The 21,095-nt window shown below is 63.8% G+C and carries 16 protein-coding genes and 1 pseudogene; 10 read left to right on the forward strand and 7 right to left on the reverse strand.

What is annotated here, in order from left to right; all coding sequences use genetic code 11:
* Window positions 1-277: 277 nt before the first annotated feature.
* Window positions 278-523, forward strand: a pseudogene (locus ACSQ3S_RS13585) (transposase); the annotation flags it as partial.
* 149 nt (window positions 524-672) lie between these two features.
* Here the strand turns inward: ACSQ3S_RS13585 and ACSQ3S_RS13590 are convergent.
* A complete protein-coding gene (locus tag ACSQ3S_RS13590) occupies window positions 673-1,644 on the reverse strand; it encodes a D-2-hydroxyacid dehydrogenase (protein WP_436142687.1) in 972 nt (323 codons plus the stop codon).
* Entirely contained in the window at window positions 1,641-2,597 is a 957-nt protein-coding gene (locus tag ACSQ3S_RS13595; protein ID WP_176650107.1) for a LysR substrate-binding domain-containing protein, read from the reverse strand. Before ACSQ3S_RS13595 ends, ACSQ3S_RS13590 begins: the two co-directional genes overlap by 4 nt.
* Before the next feature lie 124 nt (window positions 2,598-2,721).
* On the opposite strand from ACSQ3S_RS13595, the gene ACSQ3S_RS13600 reads away from it, so the two are divergent.
* The 5 genes from ACSQ3S_RS13600 (at window position 2,722) to ACSQ3S_RS13620 (ending at window position 9,897) form a co-directional block, all read left to right on the forward strand.
* Window positions 2,722-2,931 (forward strand): hypothetical protein, encoded by a 210-nt coding sequence (locus tag ACSQ3S_RS13600; protein WP_436142688.1) that lies wholly within the window; start codon window positions 2,722-2,724, stop codon window positions 2,929-2,931.
* Window positions 2,928-3,794 (forward strand): alpha/beta hydrolase, encoded by an 867-nt coding sequence (locus ACSQ3S_RS13605; protein ID WP_353404941.1) that lies wholly within the window; start codon window positions 2,928-2,930, stop codon window positions 3,792-3,794. The genes ACSQ3S_RS13600 and ACSQ3S_RS13605 overlap by 4 nt, the downstream gene beginning before the upstream one ends.
* Before the next feature lie 144 nt (window positions 3,795-3,938).
* On the forward strand, window positions 3,939-5,186 hold the full coding sequence (locus tag ACSQ3S_RS13610; RefSeq protein ID WP_436142689.1) for an efflux RND transporter periplasmic adaptor subunit: 1,248 nt from the start codon (window positions 3,939-3,941) through the stop codon (window positions 5,184-5,186).
* Between the two features lie 6 nt (window positions 5,187-5,192).
* On the forward strand, window positions 5,193-8,381 hold the full coding sequence (locus ACSQ3S_RS13615; protein ID WP_176650111.1) for an efflux RND transporter permease subunit: 3,189 nt from the start codon (window positions 5,193-5,195) through the stop codon (window positions 8,379-8,381).
* Between the two features lie 13 nt (window positions 8,382-8,394).
* Window positions 8,395-9,897, forward strand: coding sequence for an efflux transporter outer membrane subunit (locus ACSQ3S_RS13620; protein WP_176650112.1), 1,503 nt, complete (start codon window positions 8,395-8,397; stop codon window positions 9,895-9,897).
* 91 nt (window positions 9,898-9,988) lie between these two features.
* On the opposite strand, the gene ACSQ3S_RS13625 is transcribed toward ACSQ3S_RS13620, so the two are convergent.
* Window positions 9,989-10,351, reverse strand: coding sequence for a hypothetical protein (locus ACSQ3S_RS13625; protein ID WP_176650113.1), 363 nt, complete (start codon window positions 10,349-10,351; stop codon window positions 9,989-9,991).
* A 176-nt stretch (window positions 10,352-10,527) separates the two neighbouring features.
* On the opposite strand from ACSQ3S_RS13625, the gene ligD reads away from it, so the two are divergent.
* Together ligD and ACSQ3S_RS13635 are read left to right on the forward strand one after the other, a co-directional pair.
* Window positions 10,528-13,017: a DNA ligase D gene (ligD, locus tag ACSQ3S_RS13630; RefSeq protein ID WP_436142690.1), complete on the forward strand. Its 2,490-nt coding sequence runs from the start codon at window positions 10,528-10,530 to the stop codon at window positions 13,015-13,017.
* Between the two features lie 84 nt (window positions 13,018-13,101).
* A complete protein-coding gene (locus ACSQ3S_RS13635) occupies window positions 13,102-13,794 on the forward strand; it encodes a PEP-CTERM sorting domain-containing protein (RefSeq protein ID WP_436142691.1) in 693 nt (230 codons plus the stop codon).
* Window positions 13,795-13,813: 19 nt separating this feature from the next.
* On the opposite strand, the gene ACSQ3S_RS13640 is transcribed toward ACSQ3S_RS13635, so the two are convergent.
* Together ACSQ3S_RS13640 and ACSQ3S_RS13645 are read right to left on the reverse strand one after the other, a co-directional pair.
* Complete coding sequence (locus tag ACSQ3S_RS13640; protein WP_176650115.1) at window positions 13,814-14,692, reverse strand: Ku protein; 879 nt, start codon at window positions 14,690-14,692, stop codon at window positions 13,814-13,816.
* Window positions 14,693-14,695: 3 nt separating this feature from the next.
* Window positions 14,696-15,694 (reverse strand): SDR family oxidoreductase, encoded by a 999-nt coding sequence (locus ACSQ3S_RS13645; RefSeq protein WP_353404953.1) that lies wholly within the window; start codon window positions 15,692-15,694, stop codon window positions 14,696-14,698.
* A gap of 213 nt (window positions 15,695-15,907) precedes the next feature.
* Between ACSQ3S_RS13645 and ACSQ3S_RS13650 the strand changes: the two genes are divergently transcribed.
* Window positions 15,908-17,383, forward strand: coding sequence for a GGDEF domain-containing protein (locus ACSQ3S_RS13650; RefSeq protein WP_436142692.1), 1,476 nt, complete (start codon window positions 15,908-15,910; stop codon window positions 17,381-17,383).
* Here ACSQ3S_RS13650 and ACSQ3S_RS13655 read toward each other — a convergent pair.
* Window positions 17,380-18,516: a thiolase family protein gene (locus ACSQ3S_RS13655; protein WP_436142693.1), complete on the reverse strand. Its 1,137-nt coding sequence runs from the start codon at window positions 18,514-18,516 to the stop codon at window positions 17,380-17,382. The two genes, ACSQ3S_RS13650 and ACSQ3S_RS13655, sit on opposite strands and share 4 nt — an antisense overlap.
* 86 nt (window positions 18,517-18,602) lie before the next feature.
* Here ACSQ3S_RS13655 and ACSQ3S_RS13660 point away from each other — a divergent pair, with 86 nt between their 5' ends.
* On the forward strand, window positions 18,603-19,175 hold the full coding sequence (locus ACSQ3S_RS13660) for a TetR/AcrR family transcriptional regulator (protein WP_176650119.1): 573 nt from the start codon (window positions 18,603-18,605) through the stop codon (window positions 19,173-19,175).
* 1 nt (window position 19,176) lies between these two features.
* Here the strand turns inward: ACSQ3S_RS13660 and ACSQ3S_RS13665 are convergent, their stop codons facing one another.
* Complete coding sequence (locus tag ACSQ3S_RS13665; RefSeq protein ID WP_436142694.1) at window positions 19,177-20,937, reverse strand: extracellular catalytic domain type 2 short-chain-length polyhydroxyalkanoate depolymerase; 1,761 nt, start codon at window positions 20,935-20,937, stop codon at window positions 19,177-19,179.
* Window positions 20,938-21,095: the final 158 nt, after the last annotated feature.

Genomic DNA, 21,095 nt, shown 5'->3' on the forward strand with positions numbered 1-21,095 from the left:
ATTGGAAACGAATCACGTTTCGCTATAAAGGCTTGGATGGTGTACATAAAATTCCAATTGAAAAAACTTGCTCTGGCGAGGGGCGGCTTCTGGCCGATAACAAAAGTCAGCTTTCATCCAAAACAAAAGATTGGCAGCCGCTAGCCATATTTACGACTCGACCGTCAAACGGACTTTCTGCCGAAGTGCATTCCTGAACTTTATCGAGAGTTCAGGAACTGAACCTTGGATGGTAAGATTTTTAATCGTGATGCCAACAAGCGCATCAGATCGCAGGCAGGGTACGCTTGATCGCATGCAGCAGCGACTTGCCACCCGACGAGATACGGCCCGCGTGCGACGCCGTACAGTAGAACACCCGTTCGGCACATTGAAGTCTTGGATGGGGGCTACACACTTCCTCACCAGGACCTTCCCTCGCGTTCGAACAGAGATGAGTTTGCATGTCCTCGCCTACAACCTGAAGCGAGTAATGAATATCATGGGAACAGCGGGGCTGAAGGCAGCTCTGATCGGGCTGTAAGCCCTTTTTTACTTCAGCTCATCACTTCAACAAACTACAGATTTGTAGCTGCCCAATCGCCCAAGCAACAACCAAAGATGTTTTCACACAGCCTGGGGCGAAAGCCGACATCGGCCCCGGCGACCACCACCGGCCTCGTTGTACGTTTATCAGGTCACCACATTCCTTGGCGTCCCAGCCTGCCACGCCTCGATATTGTCGATCAGCTGATCGGCCAGCACCTGCATCGCCTGCGAGCTGGCCCAGGCCGAGTGCGGCGTCAGCAGGAAGTTCGGCAGCCGCAGGTTGAGCAGCACGTTGTCGGCCGGCGGCGGCTCCTGCGTCAGCACGTCGAAGCCGGCGCCGGCGATCACGCCCGCGCGCAGCGCGTCGGCCAGCGCGGTCTCGTCGACCAGGCCGCCGCGCGCGGTGTTGATCAGCAGCGCGCTGCGCTTCATGCGGATCAACTCTTTGGCGCTGATCATGTTGCGCGTCTTGTCGGTCAGCGGCAGGTGCAGGCTGATGATGTCCGACGTTTCCAGCACTTCGTCGAAGCTCGCTTCGCGCACGCCGTCGGCCTTCGCGTCCGCCAGCGGCGAGCGCGTATGCACGATCACCTCCATGCCGAAGGCGCGCGCGATCTGCGCCACCGACCGGCCCAGCGCGCCATAGCCGAACAGGCCCAGACGGCTGCCGGCCAGGTCCGAGACCGGGTGGCCGAACAGGCAGAAGCGCTCGGACTTCTGCCACAGCCCCGCTTCGATGTCGGCGCGGTAGGCCACCAGTTGCCGGCGCAGCGCCAGCATCAGCGCGAAGGTGTGTTCGGGCAGCGTGTGCACCGCATAGTTGCGGATGTTGGAGACCACGATGCCGCGCTCGCGGGCGACCGCCAGGTCGACGATGTCGGTGCCGGTGGCCGCCACCCCGATCATCTTCAGGTCCGGCAGCTGCGCCAGGTCTTCCGCGCGCAGCTTGACCTTGTTGGTGATGGCGATGGTGGCGCGCGCGTCGCGCAGCCGCGCCGCGGCGTCGGCATGGGCGGTGGCCGGGTACTCGGTCCACTCGTGCGCGAAGGCAGGCTTGCGGATGTTGGCGATCACGCTGTCGCGGTCGAGGAAAACGATGCGGTGTGCTTCAGTCATAGTGCGACCTCAAAAGGTATGGCGCGCGCGGCCGGCGATGCTTTCGGCAGGCGCATGCCCGGATGGTTGGAAAACAGTTCGGCGACCCATTCCACGAACACGCGCACCTTGGCCGACAGGTGGCGGTTTTGCGGATACACGACGTGCACCGGCAGCGGGTCGCTGGTCCAGTCGGCCAGCAGCAGCTCGAAGCGGCCGTCGCCGAGCATCGGCTCCAGCATGAAGTTCGGCATCTGCACGATGCCCAGCCCCGCCAGCCCGGCCGCGATGTAGGCGTTGGTGTCGTTGACGGCGATGTGGCCGGGCAGGGCGACCTGTATCCGCTCGCCGTTGCGGGCGAAGTCCCAGTCGAACAGTTTGCCGGTGCGCGACGAAAAAAAGTTCACGCAGCGGTGCCGCACCAGTTCATCCGGGTGCGCCGGCCGGCCGTAGCGCGCCAGGTAGTCCGGCGTGGCGCAGGTGACGAAATTGAGGATGCCGACCCGACGCGCGATCAGGTTGGAATCGGCCAGCTGGCCGCCACGCACCGCGCAGTCGACGCCTTCCTCGATCAGGTCGATGGTGCGGTCGCTGCAGCCCAGCTCCAGCTGGATGTCCGGGTAGCGGGTGAAAAAATCGGGCAGGGCGGGGATCAGGACATCGCTGGCCAGGCCGGTCGGCGCATCGACGCGCAGCCGTCCGCTCGGGCTGAGCCGGGTGCGCGACAGCGATTCCTCGGCCTCGCGCACGTCCGACAGGATGCGCAGGCAGCGCTCATAATAGGCGGCGCCGTCGGCGGTCACGCTGACCTGGCGCGTGGTCCGGTGCAGCAGCTTGACCGCCAGCGCGGCCTCCAGCGACTGGATCAGCGTCGACACGGTCGCCTTGGGCAGCTGCATGTGCTCGGCCGCGCGCGTGAAGCCGCCGGCGTCCACCACCTGCACAAAGACTTCCATCGCTTGTAGTTTATTCATCTATGAGTCCCATTGTTCGGAATCCTGAACAATCAATTCGACATTGCACTATTTATCGGATTGTAGAACAAGTTTAAGATTGTTGTACTGCACAAGGAAAGTATTGGAAGGAAAGGGGAACACCATGACATATCGGGACGGAATTTTTGCAACGATCGCACTGGCGCTGACTTCGGTCGCCCTGGCGAGCGTGGTCTATACCGATGCCTACTCGCAGGCGGCCAAGGCCGAAGCGACCGGCGTGCGTGCCCTGACCGAGGTGGCCGCCGGCGAAACGCTGGTCTGCGCCGACACCGCCCTGCTGTCCAGCGCAGCGGATACGGTGCAGCGATGAGCAGCGTCGCCGAGCCATTGCCGCAGCTGTCGGACCAGTTGAAGGTCCGCGGCATTGAAGTGAAGGGTGCCGAAGGCCCGCTGCCGGCCCGCATCTACACCTGCGGCGAGGCCGGCATCAAGCGCGATTCGCTGATCGTGTTCTTCCACGCCGGCGGTTTCAATGGCGGCGACCTCGATGACGCCGACATCTTCCTGCGGCACATGGCGAACGACAGCCCGGACCACATCATCCTGGCCTCGGGCTATACGCTGGCGACGGTGCGCCCGTTCCCGGCCGCCGCCGAAGATGCGCACGCGGTGCTGGTCTGGGCCAAGAAGAACAAGGGCAAGCTGGGCTGGACCGGCAAGCGCCTGCTGGTGGCCGGCATCGAAGCCGGCGCCAACCTGGCGGCGGTGTGCGCGCTGATGTCGCGCGACCGTGGCGGCCCGGCGCTGATGGGCCAGATCCTGGTGATGCCGATGCTCGACCCCGGCCTGAGCACATGGTCGATGCGCGAGATGCAGAACGCGCCGGAACTGCTGGACCTGGCCGACGCCTGCGCGGCGGCCTACCGCGGCTACCTGCCGAACGCCGCCGACCGTACCCATCCGTACGCGTCGCCGCTGCAGTCGAGCCGCTTGAAAAACCTGCCACCGGCCTTGATCCTGTCGGCCGAAGACGACCCGCTGCGCGACGAAGCGGAACAATATGGTGCCAAGCTGATCGCCTGCGGCGTGAAGACCACCGTCAACCGAATGCCAGCAGCGTCCCTCGATGAAGTAGGGGCGCGCAACGAATGCGCGTGCAAGTGTTACGCGCTGGGAGAAATCGCCAGTTTCATCGCTGGCCTGGAACGGTCCGAGACGCCGCCAGCCTCATAGGGTTCCCCAACCTCTTAGCAGTATCTGTAGTCACGTCCCCATTGGCTTGCCAGCGGGGCGCTAGTACCGTGTTTTCTCGCAATTCGTTGAGGGTGCCCGGTGCCGCCATTTCTATTAATTATTTTCATATAAAAGGGAATTAACATGAAAAACATTAACCAAATCACCGCTGTAGCCCGGCCGCTGGCCGCCGCTATGGCGCTGGCGGGACTGGCCGCTTTCGGCCTCTCCGGTTGCGATGACGCGACCGGCAAGACGGCCGAAGCCCCTGCTGCAGGCGGTCCTCCGATCTCCGCCGCCACCGTGGTCGAGAAAACCATCACCGAGACCCAGGAGTTCTCGGGCCGCCTGGAAGCGATCGAGCAAGTGCAGATCCGTCCGCGCGTCGGCGGCTTCATCACCGCGATCAACTTCAAGCCCGGCAGCCAGATCAAGAAGGGCGACGTATTGTTCGTCATCGATCCGCGTCCTTACCAGGCCGAAGCCAACCGCGCCGAGGCTGCAGCCGGTTCGGCCCGCGCCAAGGCCGACCTGGCCAAGCTGGAACTGGCCCGCGCCGAGAAGCTGCTGGCCGACAAAGCCATCGCCCAGCGCGAATACGATGCGCTGTCGTCCAGCCTGAAACAGCTGGACGCCGACGTCCGTGCCGCGCAGGCGCAGTACGAATCGGCCAAGCTGAACCTGAGCTACACGCAGGTGACGTCGCCGATCAACGGCCGCGTATCGAAGGCTGAAATCACGCTGGGCAACCTGGTCGACGCGTCGGCCGTGCTGACCTCCGTGGTCTCGCTGGACCAGATCTACGCATCGTTCGACGGCGACGAAGACACCTATCTGCGCGTCGGCGCCGCCGCCCACCAGGGCAAGCCGGCCACCGTCAAGATCGGCCTGGCCAACGAAACCGGCTTCCCGCACGAGGGCAAGCTGGAATTCGTCGACAACCAGCTCGATCCACGCAGCGGTTCGGTGCGCATGCGCGCCACCTTCGCCAACACCGACGGCGCGCTGGTGCCTGGCCTGTTCGCCCGCGTGCAGCTGGCTGGCTCCACCGGCGCCAAGTCGGCGCTGCTGATCAACGACCGCGCCGTCAGCACGGACCAGAACCGCAAGTTCGTGTTCGTGGTCGACAAGGACAACAAGGCCGAGTACCGCCCTGTGACCCTGGGACCTGCGATCGACGGCCTGCGCGTGGTGCGCGACGGCTTGAAGCCGGGCGAGAAGATCGTCGTCAACGGCCTGCAGCGCGTGCATCCAGGTGCGCCGATCACGCCGACCATGGTGGCGATGGATGTCGATCCGCTGGCCGCCAACGTGCCAAAAACCGAAGCTAAAAAAGATGAAAAAGTCGCCGCAGTTGACGCCAAGGCGAAAACCGGTACCAGCAAGGAATAAAACAATATGAATATCTCTCGATTTTTTGTCGACAAGCCGATTTTTGCGGCTGTACTGTCGATCATCATCTTCGTCGCCGGCTTGATATCGATCTTCAAGCTGCCGATCTCGGAGTATCCGGACGTGGTGCCGCCGTCGGTGGTGGTGCGCGCGCAGTATCCGGGTGCGAATCCGAAGATCATCGCCGAAACCGTGGCCGCGCCGCTTGAGGAACAGATCAACGGCGTCGAGAACATGCTGTACATGTCCTCGCAAAACACCTCGGACGGCGCGCTGGCGCTGACCGTCACCTTCAAGATCGGCACCAACGTCGAGCAGGCTGAAACCCAGGTGCAGAACCGCGTCCAGCGCGCGCTTCCGCGCCTGCCGGAAGAGGTGCGCCAGATCGGTGTGACCACCGTGAAGGCGTCGCCCAACCTGACCATGGTGGTCCACCTGCAATCGCCGAACGGCCGTTACGACGACCTGTATCTGCGTAACTATGCGGTGTTGAACATCAAGGACCAACTGGCCCGCCTGCCCGGCATGGGCGAGGTGCAGCTGTTCGGTTCCGGCGACTACGCGATGCGTATCTGGCTGAACCCGCAGAAAGTGGCACAGCGTGGCCTGACCGCAAGCGATGTCGTCAACGCGATCCGCGAGCAGAACGTGCAAGTGGCCGCCGGTGTCATCGGCCAGGGTCCTACCAAGGGCGCCGACTTCCAGCTGACCGTCAACACGCAAGGCCGCCTGCAAAGCGAAGAGGAATTCGGCAACATCATCCTGAAGACCAATGCCGACGGCGCGGTAACGCTGCTGAAGGACGTGGCCCGCATGGAGATGGGTTCGAACTCCTACGCGCTGCGCTCCCTGCTGAACAACAATTCGGCCGTGGCGATCCCCATTTTCGAAGCACCGAACGCCAACGCGCTGCAGTTGTCGGCGGACGTGCGTGCGACCATGGCCCGCCTGTCGAAGGATTTCCCGGAAGGCGTCACGTACAGCGTTGTATATGACCCGACCCAATTCGTGCGCGAATCGATCCGCGCCGTGATCCACACGCTGATCGAAGCGATCATCCTGGTGGCACTGGTGGTGATCGTGTTCCTGCAAACCTGGCGCGCATCGGTGATCCCGCTGCTGGCCGTTCCCGTGTCGGTGGTCGGTACCTTCGCCGTCATGCTGGGCTTCGGCTTCTCGATCAACACGCTGTCGCTGTTCGGCCTTGTGCTGGCCATCGGTATCGTGGTCGACGATGCGATCGTGGTGGTGGAAAACGTCGAACGGAACATCTCCAACGGCCTGTCGCCGCATGACGCGACGATCCAGGCGATGAAAGAGGTGAGCGGTCCGATTATCGCCATCGCGCTGGTGCTGTGCGCCGTGTTCGTGCCGATCGCCTTCGTATCGGGCCTGTCCGGCCAGTTCTACAAGCAGTTCGCGCTGACCATCGCCATCTCGACCGTGATCTCGGCATTCAGCTCGCTGACGCTGGCTCCGGCCCTGGCCGCCGTGCTGCTGCGCCCACACGACGCACCGAAAGACGCGCTGACCCGCGTCATGGACAAGATCTTCGGCCGCTTCTTCGGCTGGTTCAACCGCTTCTTCGGCCGCGCATCGCACGGCTATGAAACCGGCGTGACCGGCGTGCTGAAACGCAAAGGCGGTTCGCTGGTCGTGTACGCCGTGCTGGCGGTTGCGGCGGGCTTCATGTTCAAGATCGTGCCGCCGGGCTTCGTTCCAGCGCAGGACAAGCAGTACCTGATCGGCTTCGCGCAGTTGCCGGACGCCGCCTCGCTGGACCGTACCGACGCAGTCATCCGCAAGATGTCGGACATCGCCAAGGACATCCCTGGCGTGGCCGATTCGGTGGCTTTCCCTGGCCTGTCGATCAACGGCTTCACCAACGCGCCGAACGCCGGTATCGTGTTCACGCCGTTGAAACCGTTCGAGGAACGTACCAAGAAGAGCGAATCGGCTCAAGCCATCGCCGCTGAAATCAACAAGCGCATGGGCGTGATCGAAGGCGCGTTCGTGATGGTGCTGCCGCCGCCGCCGGTCAACGGCCTGGGCACCACCGGTGGTTTCAAGGTGATGATCGAAGACCGCGACAACCTGGGCTACGACGCGCTGTACAAGGCGATCCAGGCGATCCAGATGAAGGCATGGCAGAACCCTAAACTGGCCGGCGTCTTCTCGAGCTACCAGATCAACGTGCCGCAGCTGTTCGCCGACATCGACCGCTCGAAAGCCAAGCAACTGGGTGTGCCGCTGCAGACGATCTACCAGACCTTGCAGATCAACCTGGGTTCGCTGTATGTGAACGACTTCAACCAGTTCGGCCGTACCTACCAGGTGCGCGTCCAGGCTGACCAGCAGTTCCGTTCGCACGCCGAGGACATCGCCCAGCTGAAAGTCCGCAACGACAAGGGCGAGATGATTCCGCTGTCGTCGCTGATGCGCGTCAAGGACAGCTATGGCCCGGACCGCGTGCAGCGCTACAACGCCTACGTCGCGGCCGAGATCAACGGCGGCGCCGCTCCTGGCGTGTCGTCGGGCGAAGCGCAGGCTGAAATGACCAAGATCATCAACGAAGTGCTGCCTAAGGGTATCGGCTACGAATGGACGGAACTGGTGTACCAGGACATCCTGTCCGGTAACACGATGATGTATGTGTTCCCGCTGTGCGTGCTGCTGGTGTTCCTGGTGCTGGCTGCGCAATACGAAAGCTGGACCCTGCCGCTGGCGGTGATCCTGATCGTGCCGATGTCGATCTTCTGCGCGCTGGTTGGCGTCAAGCTGACCCACGGAGACAACAACGTCTTCACGCAGATCGCACTGTTCGTGCTGGTTGGCCTGGCCTCGAAGAACGCGATTCTGATCGTGGAGTTTGCACGGGAACTGGAACATCACGGCCGCAGCATTGTCGACGCCGCGCTGGAAGCTTGCCGCCTGCGTCTGCGTCCGATCCTGATGACGTCGATCGCATTCATCATGGGCGTGCTGCCGCTGGTGTTCTCGCACGGTGCCGGTTCGGAAATGCGTCATGCGATGGGTGTGGCGGTGTTTGCCGGCATGCTGGGCGTGACCTTCTTCGGCCTGTTCCTGACGCCGGTGTTCTACGTCCTGCTGCGCAAGCTGGCCGTGAGCATGGAGAAGAAGAAACCTGCCGTGGCTGGCGACGCCGCCGTGGCAAAACTGGAAGGGACTCACTAACATGAGCAACTCGATGAATAAACTGCATATGATCGCCAAAGGTGTGGCGCCAGTGTTGGCAGCCTTGCTGATGACCGCATGCGCCGCGCCTGAGTTCAAGCAGCCTGCGATGGACGTGCCGACCGCGTTCAAGGAATCGCAGGTACCTGATGCGCCTGCGCCGGTGAAGACCGCGGCCGACGGCAGCACCTGGAAACAGGCGCAAGCCGCCGAAGCGCAGCCGCGCGGCGAGTGGTGGCTGGCTTTCAACGATCCAGCCCTGAATGAGCTGATCGCAGAAGCCACCAGGGCCAACGCCAACCTGGCGGTGGCCGCGGCCCGCGTCAAGCAGGCCCGCGCCATCGCCGGCATCGCCGAGGCGGACCGCATTCCGCAAGTGGGCGTCAACGCCGGCGCCCAGCGTCAGCGCCAGTCCGACGTGGCGCTCGGCCTGCCGGCCGGTACGCCGGTCGCTCCGGGCAACGTGTTCAGCGCCAACCTGACGGCCAGCTACGAGGTCGACCTGTTCGGCCGCGTATCGTCGAACGTCAGCGCGGCCCGCAACGACGCCGCCTCGGTGGAGGCGACGTACCGCTCCGTGCTGCTGTCGGTGCAAGCCGACGTGGCGCAGACATACTTCCGTCTGCGCGCCACCGACGCCGAGCTGGAAACGCTGAACCGCACGGTGCAGACCCGCGAAGAAAACGTCAAGGTCAACCAGCGTCGCTTCGACCTGGGCGACATCGGCGAATTCGATCTGTCGCGCGCCAAGACCGAACTGGCGACCTCGCGCGCCGAAGCCATCGGCCTGCAACGTCAGCGCGTGACGACCGAGCATGCACTGGCGGTCCTGCTGGGCAAACCGGCGGCCAGCTACACGGCCGGCGCCAGCCCGCTGCTCGACACGTCGCTGCTGCCGGTGATCCCGGCCGGCATGCCGTCGTCGCTGCTGGAGCGCCGTCCGGACATCGCTTCGGCGCAGCGCGCGATGGAGGCGTCCAACGCCCGCATCGGTGTGGCCAAGTCGGCGATGTTCCCGGCGCTGACGCTGAACGCGGCCGCCGGCGGCACGTCCGGCAACACCGTTGCGGACGTGTTCAAGTGGAGCAGCCGTTCGTGGGTGCTGGGTGCGCTGATGTCGATGCCGTTGATCGACGGTGGCCGCAACAAGGCCAACATCACGCGTAGCGAAGCCGCGCTGGAAGAATCGGTCGGCACTTATCGCCAGAGCGTGCTGGTGGCTTTCGCGGAAGTGGAAGACAACCTGGCGGGCCTGCGCATTCTGGCTGGCCAGACCGCGCAGATCGAAGACGCGGTGGTGTCGGCACGCCGTTCCGCCGACCTGGCGCAGAAGCTGTACACGGCCGGCCGTTCGAGCTATCTCGACTTGCTGGACGCGCAGCGCAACCTGGCGGCGGTGGAACGCAGCGCGGTACAACTGCGCGGCAATCGCGCGGTGACCACGGTGGCGTTGATCCGCTCGCTGGGCGGCGGCTGGGATGGCGCGAAGGCGCCGGAGAAAGTTGCGCAGCGATAAGCTGGATCGGCAATAAAAAAGCCTGTGTTCGCGTGAGCGGCACAGGCTTTTTTTTATGCGGCGCGCCGGGCGCGCCGCAATGGGGTCGTGCTTACTTGGTCACGACTGGAGCCGGGGTTGCTGCGGCTTCGGCTTTCTCTGCCTTGGCGTGGGCTTTGGCTTTGGTCTTGGTGGCCTTGGCGTGAGCGTCTGCCTTGTCGGCTTTCTCATCGGCCTTGGCGACGGTGACGTCTTTCTTGGCTTCGGCGGCTACCTTGGCGGTTTTTGCCTCGGCTTTGACATCAGCCTTGGTTTCTTTCGCTTCGGCTTTGGCGACGGTCTTGGTTTCTTTGGCTTCAGCTTTGGCAGCGGCAGGCGTAGCAGCCGGGGTGGTGGCTGGGGTGGTAGCTGGGGTCTGTGCAAAAGCTGCGGTAGCGAACAGGCCGGCGATCAGGGTAGCGATAAGTTTGTTCATGATGAAATCCTCATTCAGGTTGATTTAGAGCCGGGACAATTCCCGTGTCACTGAGCGAAAAACGCGCCCCGGAAGCATCCCGTTGACGGGCTTTACATTCACTTACAAGCTCTCCAGATTGCTTACATGTTCGTGACCGCACGGAACGCGGCGCGGCGCGGGGCTACGCTGGCTGCATGAGAGACTCGCTTAAAACCTACAAGGCCAAGCGCAACTTCGCCGTCACGCCCGAACCAGCGGAAGGCGGCGAGGAGGGCGGCGAGGCGCGCACCTTCGTCATTCAAAAGCACTGGGCCAGCCGCCTGCACTACGATTTCCGGCTGGAACTCGACGGCGTGATGATGAGCTGGGCCGTGCCGAAAGGCCCCAGCTACGATACGCACGACAAGCGCATGGCGGTGCATGTGGAGGACCACCCGATTTCGTACAACGATTTCGAAGGCACGATACCGCCCAAACAGTACGGCGCCGGCAAGGTGATCATCTGGGACAAGGGCCTGTGGCGGCCGCTGGACGATCCGCACAAGGCGCTGGCGGCGGGGAACCTGAAGTTCGAGCTGCAAGGCCACAAGATGCACGGCAAGTGGGTGCTGGTGCGAATGAAGGGCAAGGGCGAGAAGCAGGAGCCGTGGCTGCTGATCAAGGAGAAGGACGACTACGCGCGGCCGGCCGATGAGTTCAGCGTGGTGGACGAAATGCCGGACAGCGTCAAGTCGCTGCCGCTGCCCGCATCCGCCCCCGTGCCTGCGCCTGCGCAAGCCGCTGTCGAGGCGCCCAAGGCGGCGCTGCCCGAGTCGCTGTCGCCGCAATTGGCGACGCTGGTCGATGCGCCGCCGTCGTCGCCGGAGGACTGGATCTTCGAGATCAAGTTCGACGGCTACCGGTTGCTGGCGCGTATCGACGGCAAGGATATCCGCCTGCTCACCCGCAACGGCAACGACTGGACGCACAAGCTGCAAACGCTGCACGACGCGCTCGCCACAATGAAGCTGCCCGACGGCTGGTACGACGGCGAAATCGTGGTCCACGACGACAACGGCCGTCCGGACTTCGGCCTGCTGCAAAACGCCTTCGACGAGAACAACCCCGGCGAGATCGTCTACTTCCTGTTCGATATCCCGTTCCACAACGGCCGCGACCTGCGCGACACGCCGCTGGAGTCACGCCGCGCCATCCTGCGGGAGGTGCTGGACCAGCGTCCGTCGGACAGCGTCCGCTACAGCGCCACGATGGACGCGACGCCGCAGGAAATCATCGCCGCCGCCTGCCGCATGGGGCTGGAAGGCATCATCGGCAAGCGCCGCGACGCCCGCTACAGCTCGCGGCGCAGCGGCACGTGGATCAAGCTCAAATGCGGCCAGCGCCAGGAATTCGTCATCGGCGGCTACACCGATCCGCAAGGTTCGCGCAGCGGCTTCGGCTCGCTGCTGCTCGGTACCTACGACAAGGACGGCAAGCTGCAATATGCCGGCAATGTCGGCAGCGGCTTCGACGCCGCCACGCTGCGCGAAGTAAAAAGTAAAATGGACAAGCTGGCCTCCGACAAAAGCCCGTTCGCCCCGAACCGCGAAATCGACAAGAAAGCCCACTGGCTCAAACCCGCCCTGGTGGCGGAAGTGAGCTTCGGCGAATGGACGCATTCCGGCTCGATCCGCCACGCGGTATTCAAGGGACTGCGCAAGGATAAAAAGGCCGGCACCATCATCCGTGAAGTACCGGCTCATCTAAAGGAGAAACTGGACATGCAGCCAGCTAGCACCGTACAGGGAAAACTGCCCGCCTCGCTCAAAGTGACCAATCCCGACCGCGTGATCGACAAGGAAAGCGGCGTCACCAAGATCGCGCTGGTGCGCTATTACGCGCTGGTCGGTGCGCTGATGCTGCCGCATCTGAAGGGCCGTCCGGTCTCGCTGGTGCGCGCGCCGGCCGGCGTGGGCGGCGAGCTGTTTTTCCAGAAGCACGCCGAGACCGACAAGCTGCCCGGCGTGAAGCGGCTCGATCCCGCGCTCGATCCCGACCATCCGCCGATGCTGGAAGTCTCGACCGAGCAGGGCTTGCTGTCGGCGGCGCAGTGGAACGTGGTGGAGCTGCACACGCAGAACGCCAGCGCCTCCAACTACGAGAAGCCGAACCGCATGGTGTTCGATCTCGATCCCGGCAAGAACGTGACGTGGGCGCAGGTGCAGGAGGGCGCGCTGCTGCTGCGCGCCTTGCTCGATCATCTGGGTTTGCCGTCGTTCCTGAAAACCAGCGGCGGCAAGGGCCTGCATGTGGTGGTGCCGGTCAAGCCGGGCTACGGCTGGGACGACGTCAAGGCGTTTTCGCAGGCGATTGTGGCGCACATGGCACACAACATCCCGGAGCGCTTCGTGCTGAAGAGCGGCCCGCGCAACCGCGTCGGCAAGATTTTCATCGACTATCTGCGTAACGGTCGCGGCGCCACCACGGTCGCCGCCTGGTCGGCGCGCACGCGGCCCGGGCTCGGCATTTCGGTTCCTGTGACGTGGGAAGAGTTGCCCGGCCTGCATAGCGCCGACCAATGGAACGTCGCCAATATCCACACCCGGCTCGATGTGGGCAACGCGCCCTGGGATGACTACGCCAAATCGGCCAAGGGACTGGCGCCGGCGATGAGGATGATCAATTTCAAGCCGGAAAAGGCCTAGAGTGTTCCTTCCAGTATTTACATAGCTAAAATTGCATCCAATATTGATAATGACTGTTATTAATATTTTAAGTTCATAATAATAATGAAAATACAGTCTTTTCTGCTTGCCGGTGCGGCGCTGTGCGGCTCGGCCCAGGCGACCGTGTATGAATTCGAGTTTACCGCCACGATCCAGGAGATGGTCGAGTTCGAGCCGCAGACCTTCACCGGCGGCGCGGTCAGTTCCAGCGCGTTGTCGGGCAATACCGTGTCGGTGGGCGACGTCGTGCACGGCCATTTCAGCTACGACACCACGACCGCGCTGTTCGGTAACTTTGGCGGCGGCCCGATATATGCGGCATCGGGCGCACAAAACTCCCTGGGCGCGCACACCGATGCCGGCAGCCTTGGCTTGAGCAATCCCGGGTACAGCAGCACCAATGTTCAGGTTCTCAACAATGCGGCGATATTGGGCGGCGGTGACGGATTTGGCGTGGCCAACCTGTCGACCAACGCCACCGCCTCGCAACTGATGGCAATCAGCTTCTTCGACCCGACGGGGCATGCGCTGAGCGACGGCACCATTCCCAGCGCGATCGATGCGAACGCTTTCAGCCAGTCGAGCTTTTACTACCTCTATACTTCCAGCACGACGCACGCGATGATGGGCGCGAACGGCACCCTGACGTCGCTGACCGCGGTGACCGCGGTTCCCGAGCCTGAAACGTATGGGATGCTGTTGACCGGCCTGGCCGCTGTCGGCTGGGCAGCACGCCGCCGCCGCGCGGCGCGCTAAAAAAACGAAGCCCGGCCCCTCAGGCCGCAGCCTTGCTGCGTGCGGCCGGCTTTTTGACGGCGGCGCGCTTGGGCTTGGCGTTGGTGCTGGCCTTGGCTGGGCGCTTGCCCAGGCTGTCCTGCAGCAGCGCCACCAGGTCGACCACGTTGGACGACTTGGGCGCCTTGGCCTCCGGTTCTGCTGCGGTGATGGTCTTGGTCTGTCCGGCCTTGATCTTCTTCTTCACCAGCGCGAGCACGTCGTCCTTGTAGGTGTCGTGGTACTGCTCCGGTTTCCATTCCTCGCTCATGCCCTCGACCAGCGACAGCGCCATCTGCAGCTCCTTGTCGCTGATGCCGGCCGCTTTCATCGTGGCCGGCGGCAGCTTCAACTCCGTGGCATCGCGTATCTCCGACGCGTAGCGCAGCGTGTTGAGCACGATCTTGTCCTCGACGCACACCAGCGCGCACAGGTGCTGCTTGGTGCGGATCACCACCGTCGCGATGCCGATCTTGCCGGCCTTGCGCAAGGTCTCGCGCAGCAGCGCGTACACCTTGGCGCCGCCGCGCGACGGCGCCAGGTAGTAGGGCTGTTCGTAATAGGTCAGCGGCACGTCGGCCGCGTCGACGAAGGCCTGGATGTCGATGGTCTGCGTCGCCTCCACATTGGCGCGCTTCAGGTCCTCGTCCGACAGCACGACGTACTCGTTGTCCTCGTACTCATAGCCCTTGACGATGTCGTCCCACGTCACTTCCTTGCCGGTGCTCTTGTTATAGCGCTTGTAGCCGACCGGCGAAAAGTCGCGCCGGTCCAGCATGGTAAGGTCCAGCTCGTGCTCCTGCACCGCCGAATACATCTCGACCGGGATGTGCACCAGCCCGAAGCTGATCGCACCTTTCCACAATGCGCGCGCGGCCATGGCCTACTCGCCGACTGAGCCGGTCACCGGCAGCACGATGCCGCTGATATAGCTGGAGCAGCAGGGCGCCGCCAGGAACACATAGGCCGGAGACAGCTCCTGCGGCTGCGCGGGCCGGCGCATGTCGGTGTCCTGGCCGAACTGAGCCACCTTCTCGGCCGGCGCGTCGGCGGGATTGAGCGGCGTCCACACCGGCCCCGGTGCGATCGCGTTCACCCGTATGCCTTGCTCCAGCAGGTTCGATGCCAGCGACATCGTGAACGCGTGGATCGCCCCTTTGGTGGTCGAGTAGTCCAGCAGGTGCTTCGAGCCTTTCAACCCGGTGACCGAGCCGGTGTTGATGATGGAAGCGCCGCGCTTCAGATACGGCAGCACCGCCTTGGCCATGTGGAAGTAGCCGTAGACGTTGGTCTTCATGGTCAGGTCGAAACGGTCCTCGGTCAGGTCGGCGAGCTTTTCCGCATGCTCCTGGAAGGCCGCGTTGTTGACCAGGATATCGAGCCGGCCGTAGCGCTCGTGCACCTGCTCGACGGCGTCGCGGCAGAAGGCCGCGTCGCGCACGTCGCCGCGCAGCAGCATGCAGCTCTGGCCCTCGGCCTCCACGTAGCGCTTGGTTTCGTTGGCATCCTCGTCTTCGTCAAGATAGATGATGGCCACGTCGGCGCCTTCGCGCGCATACAGCACCGCCACCGCGCGGCCGATGCCGGAGTCGCCGCCGGTGATGATGGCCGCCATGCCGGCCAGCTTGCCGCTGCCGCAGTAGTCCGGCGCCAGAAACTCCGGCTTGAGCTGCATCTGCGCCTCGATGCCGGGTTTTTCGAGGTGCTGCTCCGGCAGCGGCGTGCCGGGATAGTCGTGTTGCGTGGTCTGCACCGGTCCCTGGCGCTCGCCGATCTGGCTGGCGCGCGGTTCCTGGCGGGCGCGCTGGTCGGACTGGTCCTGGCGCTGCTGGATCTCGCGCTGCATGGCGCCCGCATCGCTCTGGTTCTTGCTGTTTGGCATGATTGTTCTCCTCGACTGCGAAGGAACAGTATTCGCGCCGCGCGCTTCCATGACGGTGCGCTCGTTCACATATGATTAATTTGCGACGCAAACAAGTTTGCCGGGCAATAAACTGATCTTTAATACAAAAAATATTGCTAATTATGAACTTTATGGCACACTAGCGGAAGGGGACGTTTTCATCAAATACAGAAATACGCGGGAGCAACAAATATGGCGGATGTTCAGGGCCGTGCCAGTAGCAGCACAGGTGTATTTTTCAATGCCAGCGGCGAGCGCCGCTCGGAGTTTCAAGCCTGTTGCGGCGAGATGTTCGCGCAGCTGGCGCTGACCGACAGCGTCGACGCGGCGGCCGCCGCGCTGGCCAAGCGCCAGGTCGACCTGCTGGTGCTGGACTTGAACGGCTATGAGCAGATGAGCGAATTGTCCGGTGTCGGTGCGCTGATCCGCACCCACGCCGGCGCGCCGGTGCTGGTGCTGTGCGCCTACGAGCACACTGCGTGGCTGCCGGAGCTGATGGCCTACGGCCAGTTCGACTACCGCATCTGTCCGGTGCTCAACGACGAGTTGCAGCAAGCCGTCGCGCAGGCGCTGGCCCAGCCGGAAGATTCAGCCGCCTTCATGCAGCAGCAATTGCTGGACAAGGAAAAGGAATTGCGCGACCTGCTGGGCGTGCAGCGCAGCCTGCAGCGCGCGCTGGCCAACATCGACAATATCGACGCCATGGCGGGGCAGATCTGCCTGGCGCTGTGCAATTTCCCCGGCGTGCGCCACACGTCGCTGCTGCATATGAAGGAGCGCGGCGACCTGCAACTGGTGGCGCAGGAATCGCGCAACCACCTCGATCTGGCGCGCTTGCTGCAGCGGCGCGACCGCCTGCTGCAATCGCCGCTGCGCGACATCTTCCCGCCGCTGCTGGCCGTGGCGCGCGGCGAGATGGTGCTGCTGGACGCGCCGGAAAAATCCGGCAACCCGGAACTGGCCATGACGCTGCACGACCGCGCCGTGCACATGGTGCTGGCGCTGCCGCTGCGCGCCGAGCCGGGCAGCCCCGAGATGGGCGCGATCTGCCTGATGTTCGACCGCCACATCGTGTTTTCGCGCGAGCAGTTCGCCTGCTTCTCCAGCCTGGCGCAGTTTGTCAGCTTCGGCCTTGGCATGAGCGAATTGAAGCACCGGAACGACGAGTTGAACGGCCAGATCTCGCTGATGAGCACCATCGACAAGCTCACCGGCGCCTCCAACCGCCGCGCCGGCGAAGACTTCCTTGACAATGAAATCCGCCGCGCGCGCCGCTACGCCTTGCCGCTGGCCGTGCTGTCGTTCGAGGTCGCCGCCTTCCATTCCGAAAACGATTTATACGGTTCCCCGGTCGGCGAGCAGACGCTGCGCGCGGTGGCCGACATCGTCAAGGAACGCCTGCGCACTTCGGACCTGCTGGCACGCATGCGCGGCGACGAATTCATGATCGTCGCCACCCACACCGGCGCGGCCGACGCCATGCGCCTGGCCGAGAAGCTGCGCGCCGCCATCGCCGACGCCGACTTGCCGAGCAAGGCCGCCGTCAACGTCAGCTTGGGCATCGCCCAGGTCGGTGCGGACGAGGGCAGCGCCACGGTGCTGGACCGGGTCGACGCGGCGCTGCACCGTGCCAAGCGCGCGGGCCGCAACCTCATCGAGCCGGCTTAAATCCTTTCCATGATGGTCGCGATACCCTGACCGCCGCCGATGCACTGGGCGGCCAGCGCGTAGCGGCCACCGGTGCGCTCCAGCAGCGACGCCGCCTTGCCGGTGATGCGGGCGCCGGTCGCGCCCAGCGGGTGGCCGATGGCCATGCCGCCGCCATCGATATTCAACACTTCCGGCTTGATCCCCAGTTCGCGCACGCAGGCCAGCGCCTGCGATGCGAACGCCTCGTTGATCTCCGCCACATCGATGTCGCTGGCCTGCAGGCCGGCGAGCTTCAGCGCCTTTTGCGTGGCCGGAATCGGGCCGATGCCCATCAGCGCCGGGTCGCATCCCACCGCCGCCATCGCGACGATGCGCGCGCTCGGCTTCAGGCCGTGCTTGCGGGCGAAGGCCTCGCTGGTGACCAGCACCGCCGAGGCGCCGTCCGTCAGCGGCGACGAGGTGCCGGCCGTGACCACGCCATGCTCGGGATCGAACACCGGCTTCAATGACGCCAGCGCCTCCACCGTGGTGCCCGGACGGATGCAGCCGTCTTCGGCGATCACTTCGCCGCTTGCGGTGGCGATCGGCACGATTTCATCCTTCAGCAAGCCGTTGGCGCGGGCCGCGGCGGCCTTCTGGTGCGACTGGAAGGCCAGCAGTTCCTGGTCGGCGCGCGACACCTCGTATTTGCGGGCCACGTTTTCGGCGGTGTCGCCCATGCTGATGTAGGCGTCGGTTTCGGCCAGCAGCGCGGGATTGGGTGAGAAGTTGAAGCCGCCCTGCGGCACCATCGTCATCGATTCGATGCCGACGCATAAATAGGCTTCGCCGAGGCCGGCCTCGATCTGCGCGGCGGCGATGTGGATGGCCGACATCGACGAGCCGCAGAAGCGGTTGACCGTCATGCCGCTGACCTGATGCGGGAAGCCGGCCAGCAGCGACACGATGCGCGCCAGGTTGTTGCCCTGCGAGGATTCGGGATAGGCGCAACCGAGGATGACGTCGTCCAGCAATGCCGGGTCGAGGCCGGTGCGCTCCATCAAGCCCTTGACCACCTGGGCGCCAAGGTCGTCGGGGCGGACCTCGGCCAGCTTGCCCTTGCGGGCGAAATGGAAGGGCGAACGGGCATAGGCGCTGATAACGGCTTTCATGATGATTCCTTTAAATGATGATCGCAATGATTGATATATTACGCTCGTAATGTATAATGTCAACAGGGATTCAGGAGGAGATGGCTATGAAAGTCAGCAGGGAGCAAGTGGCGCTCAACCGCGAGCGCATCATCGAAACGGCCGCGCGGCTGTTCCGTGAAAAGGGCTACGACGGCATCGGCGTGGCCGATCTGATGAAGAGCGCCGGCCTGACGCATGGCGGCTTCTACGGCCATTTCGACTCCAAGGAAGACTTGCTGGCCGAGGCCGCCGCGCATGCGCTGAAAAAATCGGTGCAGCGCTGGGAAGGATATCTGGCCGAAGGGCGCGATACCGCGCTGGAGAAAATCAGCGACGGCTACCTGACCAGGCAGCATTGCGAGCATCCGGAAAAGGGCTGCTCGGTCACCGCGCTTGGAGCGGACATCGCACGCCTCGGGCCCAAGGCGCGTCATGCGCTGACTGAAGGGGCAGTCGGGCAGATGGCGATACTGGAAAAGCTGATGCCGGGTGCCGACGACGCGGAAAGGCGCCGTCAGTCCCTGGCCACCTACGCCTCGATGGTCGGCGCCATCGTGCTGGCGCGCGCCGTCGACGATGAAGCGCTGTCGGCGGAAATCCTGCAGGCGGTGCAGCAATCGCTGCCCGCAGGAGCCTAGCTTACGGGCAGTTGCCGATGATGTAGTAGCCGGCCGAGGTCTGCGCCAGCGTGGTGGTGTAGAAGGTGTTGTTCAGCCCCATGTTCTGGTTCGAGCCCTTGGCCAGCGCATAGCCGCCGCTGTTGACCGCGCGGCCCGCCGTCACGTGCGCATAGTTCGACGACGTCGTCGCGCTGCACGTGAAGCCGGACAGCGTGGTACCCGTCACCGCCGACGACGGCGCGCTCTCATTCCCCGCCGCATAGGACGTCACCGTATAGCTGTAGCTGGTGCTGGCCGCCAGGCCGGTATCGGTGTAGGTGGTGGCGCTGACCGGGCTGGCCGTGACCTTGCCGCCGTTGCGGTACACGTGATAGCCGCTGGCGCCGGAAGCCGCGCTCCACGCCAGCGAGACGCTGCTGGCGGTGGTGCCGCTGACATTCAAGCCGGTCGGCGTGGTCAGTGGCGGCGGGCTGCCGCTGGTGGTGCCGCTGACCGCCGACGAGGCCGCGCTGCTGGAACCTCCCGACGTCACCGCCTTGACGGTGTAGCTGTAGCTGGTGCCTGCCGCCAGTCCGCTGTCGGTGTAGGCTGTGCCCGCCACCAGTGCGGTGTTGACCTTGGCGCCGCCACGGTACACGTCATATCCCGCCGCCCCCGTCACGCCGCTCCATGCCAATGCAATCGAACTGTTGGTCACGCCCGTCACCTGCAGGCCGGTGGGCACGGGCAGGGCGGCAAAGCCGCTGGTCACGCGGTCGACCAAGGCCTTGACCGCGGCCATCTGGCGTCCGCTCTTTTTCGCGTAGTTGGCATCGTCGTAGCCCCACCAGTCCCAGCAGCCGTTTGGATTGCCGGTGCTGCTGGGCGCCGTCTGCGGATACAGCACCACGATGTTGTTGGTGTCGGCCCATTTGTTATAGCCGGTGTTGCGGTAGTACTGGTCCTGGATCTTGGTCGGATCCTGCTGGCAGCCGTGCAGCACCACGTGCACCTTGCACTGCTGGCCGGCGCCGCAGTTGGCCGGCACATAGGCCCAGCCGCTGGCGGCCATGCCGTGCGTGGTCGGGTTGGCGATGAATTCGGTCTGGTTGAACTCGACGAAGCTGCCGCCCAGGGTGCCGGTGTTCTTCGCGTTCAGCGTGCCGTAGATCCATTTGAGGATTTCCCCGGCCAGGTCGAAATTGCAGTTGTTGATGTAGGGACTGGCCTTGGTGCTGCAGGCGCTGCCGAAGTAGTCGGTGACCATCGCATGTTCCGAGGCCACGTTGTTCTTGTAGAAGATGTTGGCGCTGCTGATGTAGTTCTGATAGTAGGTGTTGGCCTCGTTCATCACCAACTGCTTGACGGTGCTGTCGATCGAGCCCGAGTACAGGTAGACCTTGGAGTTGGCCAGGTTGCTGGTGGCGTCGATCAATCCCTGGCTGGCCCAGCTGTTGGTGGTCGATATCAGGCTGGAGGTTGCCGGCTTGTTGGTGCTGGTGGCTGCCATGCAGGGGCCGGTCGCTGTGACCACCGAACCCTGTGCGCAGTAGAAAGGTCCGCCGGCGACGACACCGGCGCCAGCCTTGAAGGTGGCCGAGTAAGCCACATGCATCTGCGCCGCCATGAACGCGCCGGACGACAGCCCGGAAACCGAGCTCTGCGCCGGATCGACGTTGTAGGACGGCAGGGTGATGGGGGCCGCCATGGCCGTTGCCAGTGGCATTGCATGCTGGCAGGCGGCCAGCATCGAGGTCACGAGAATGCTGCAGATACGGGACTGCCTAACGATATTCGTCATTCGAGGTCTCCTGTTATCGTGTGATGGGCCGCGACGATGGCGGCAATCCGATAGTATTAGAAAACGATTAACGTGGCATAAAACACAGTATTACTACTGTCTCGCCGCCGCAATACTTGCAAGGAGGATGTCTGTTCGTGGCGCTTAATCAAGGCAAT

This window comes from Duganella sp. LjRoot269, assembly GCF_964254095.1.
Classification (GTDB): domain Bacteria; phylum Pseudomonadota; class Gammaproteobacteria; order Burkholderiales; family Burkholderiaceae_D; genus Rugamonas; species Rugamonas hordei.

What these genes read in the sequence shown, in the direction of transcription:
- ACSQ3S_RS13655 (WP_436142693.1), bottom strand. Translation starts at nt 18,516, where the DNA reads ATGAAAGCCGTTATCAGCGCCTATGCCCGTTCGCCCTTCCATTTCGCC.
- ACSQ3S_RS13600 (WP_436142688.1), top strand. Translation starts at nt 2,722, where the DNA reads ATGACATATCGGGACGGAATTTTTGCAACGATCGCACTGGCGCTGACT.
- ACSQ3S_RS13645 (WP_353404953.1), bottom strand. Translation starts at nt 15,694, where the DNA reads ATGCCAAACAGCAAGAACCAGAGCGATGCGGGCGCCATGCAGCGCGAG.
- ACSQ3S_RS13660 (WP_176650119.1), top strand. Translation starts at nt 18,603, where the DNA reads ATGAAAGTCAGCAGGGAGCAAGTGGCGCTCAACCGCGAGCGCATCATC.
- ACSQ3S_RS13640 (WP_176650115.1), bottom strand. Translation starts at nt 14,692, where the DNA reads ATGGCCGCGCGCGCATTGTGGAAAGGTGCGATCAGCTTCGGGCTGGTG.
- ACSQ3S_RS13665 (WP_436142694.1), bottom strand. Translation starts at nt 20,937, where the DNA reads ATGACGAATATCGTTAGGCAGTCCCGTATCTGCAGCATTCTCGTGACC.
- ACSQ3S_RS13625 (WP_176650113.1), bottom strand. Translation starts at nt 10,351, where the DNA reads ATGAACAAACTTATCGCTACCCTGATCGCCGGCCTGTTCGCTACCGCA.
- ACSQ3S_RS13590 (WP_436142687.1), bottom strand. Translation starts at nt 1,644, where the DNA reads ATGACTGAAGCACACCGCATCGTTTTCCTCGACCGCGACAGCGTGATC.
- ACSQ3S_RS13650 (WP_436142692.1), top strand. Translation starts at nt 15,908, where the DNA reads ATGGCGGATGTTCAGGGCCGTGCCAGTAGCAGCACAGGTGTATTTTTC.
- ACSQ3S_RS13635 (WP_436142691.1), top strand. Translation starts at nt 13,102, where the DNA reads ATGAAAATACAGTCTTTTCTGCTTGCCGGTGCGGCGCTGTGCGGCTCG.
- ACSQ3S_RS13610 (WP_436142689.1), top strand. Translation starts at nt 3,939, where the DNA reads ATGAAAAACATTAACCAAATCACCGCTGTAGCCCGGCCGCTGGCCGCC.
- ACSQ3S_RS13605 (WP_353404941.1), top strand. Translation starts at nt 2,928, where the DNA reads ATGAGCAGCGTCGCCGAGCCATTGCCGCAGCTGTCGGACCAGTTGAAG.
- ACSQ3S_RS13595 (WP_176650107.1), bottom strand. Translation starts at nt 2,597, where the DNA reads ATGAATAAACTACAAGCGATGGAAGTCTTTGTGCAGGTGGTGGACGCC.
- ACSQ3S_RS13620 (WP_176650112.1), top strand. Translation starts at nt 8,395, where the DNA reads ATGAATAAACTGCATATGATCGCCAAAGGTGTGGCGCCAGTGTTGGCA.
- ACSQ3S_RS13615 (WP_176650111.1), top strand. Translation starts at nt 5,193, where the DNA reads ATGAATATCTCTCGATTTTTTGTCGACAAGCCGATTTTTGCGGCTGTA.
- ligD (WP_436142690.1), top strand. Translation starts at nt 10,528, where the DNA reads ATGAGAGACTCGCTTAAAACCTACAAGGCCAAGCGCAACTTCGCCGTC.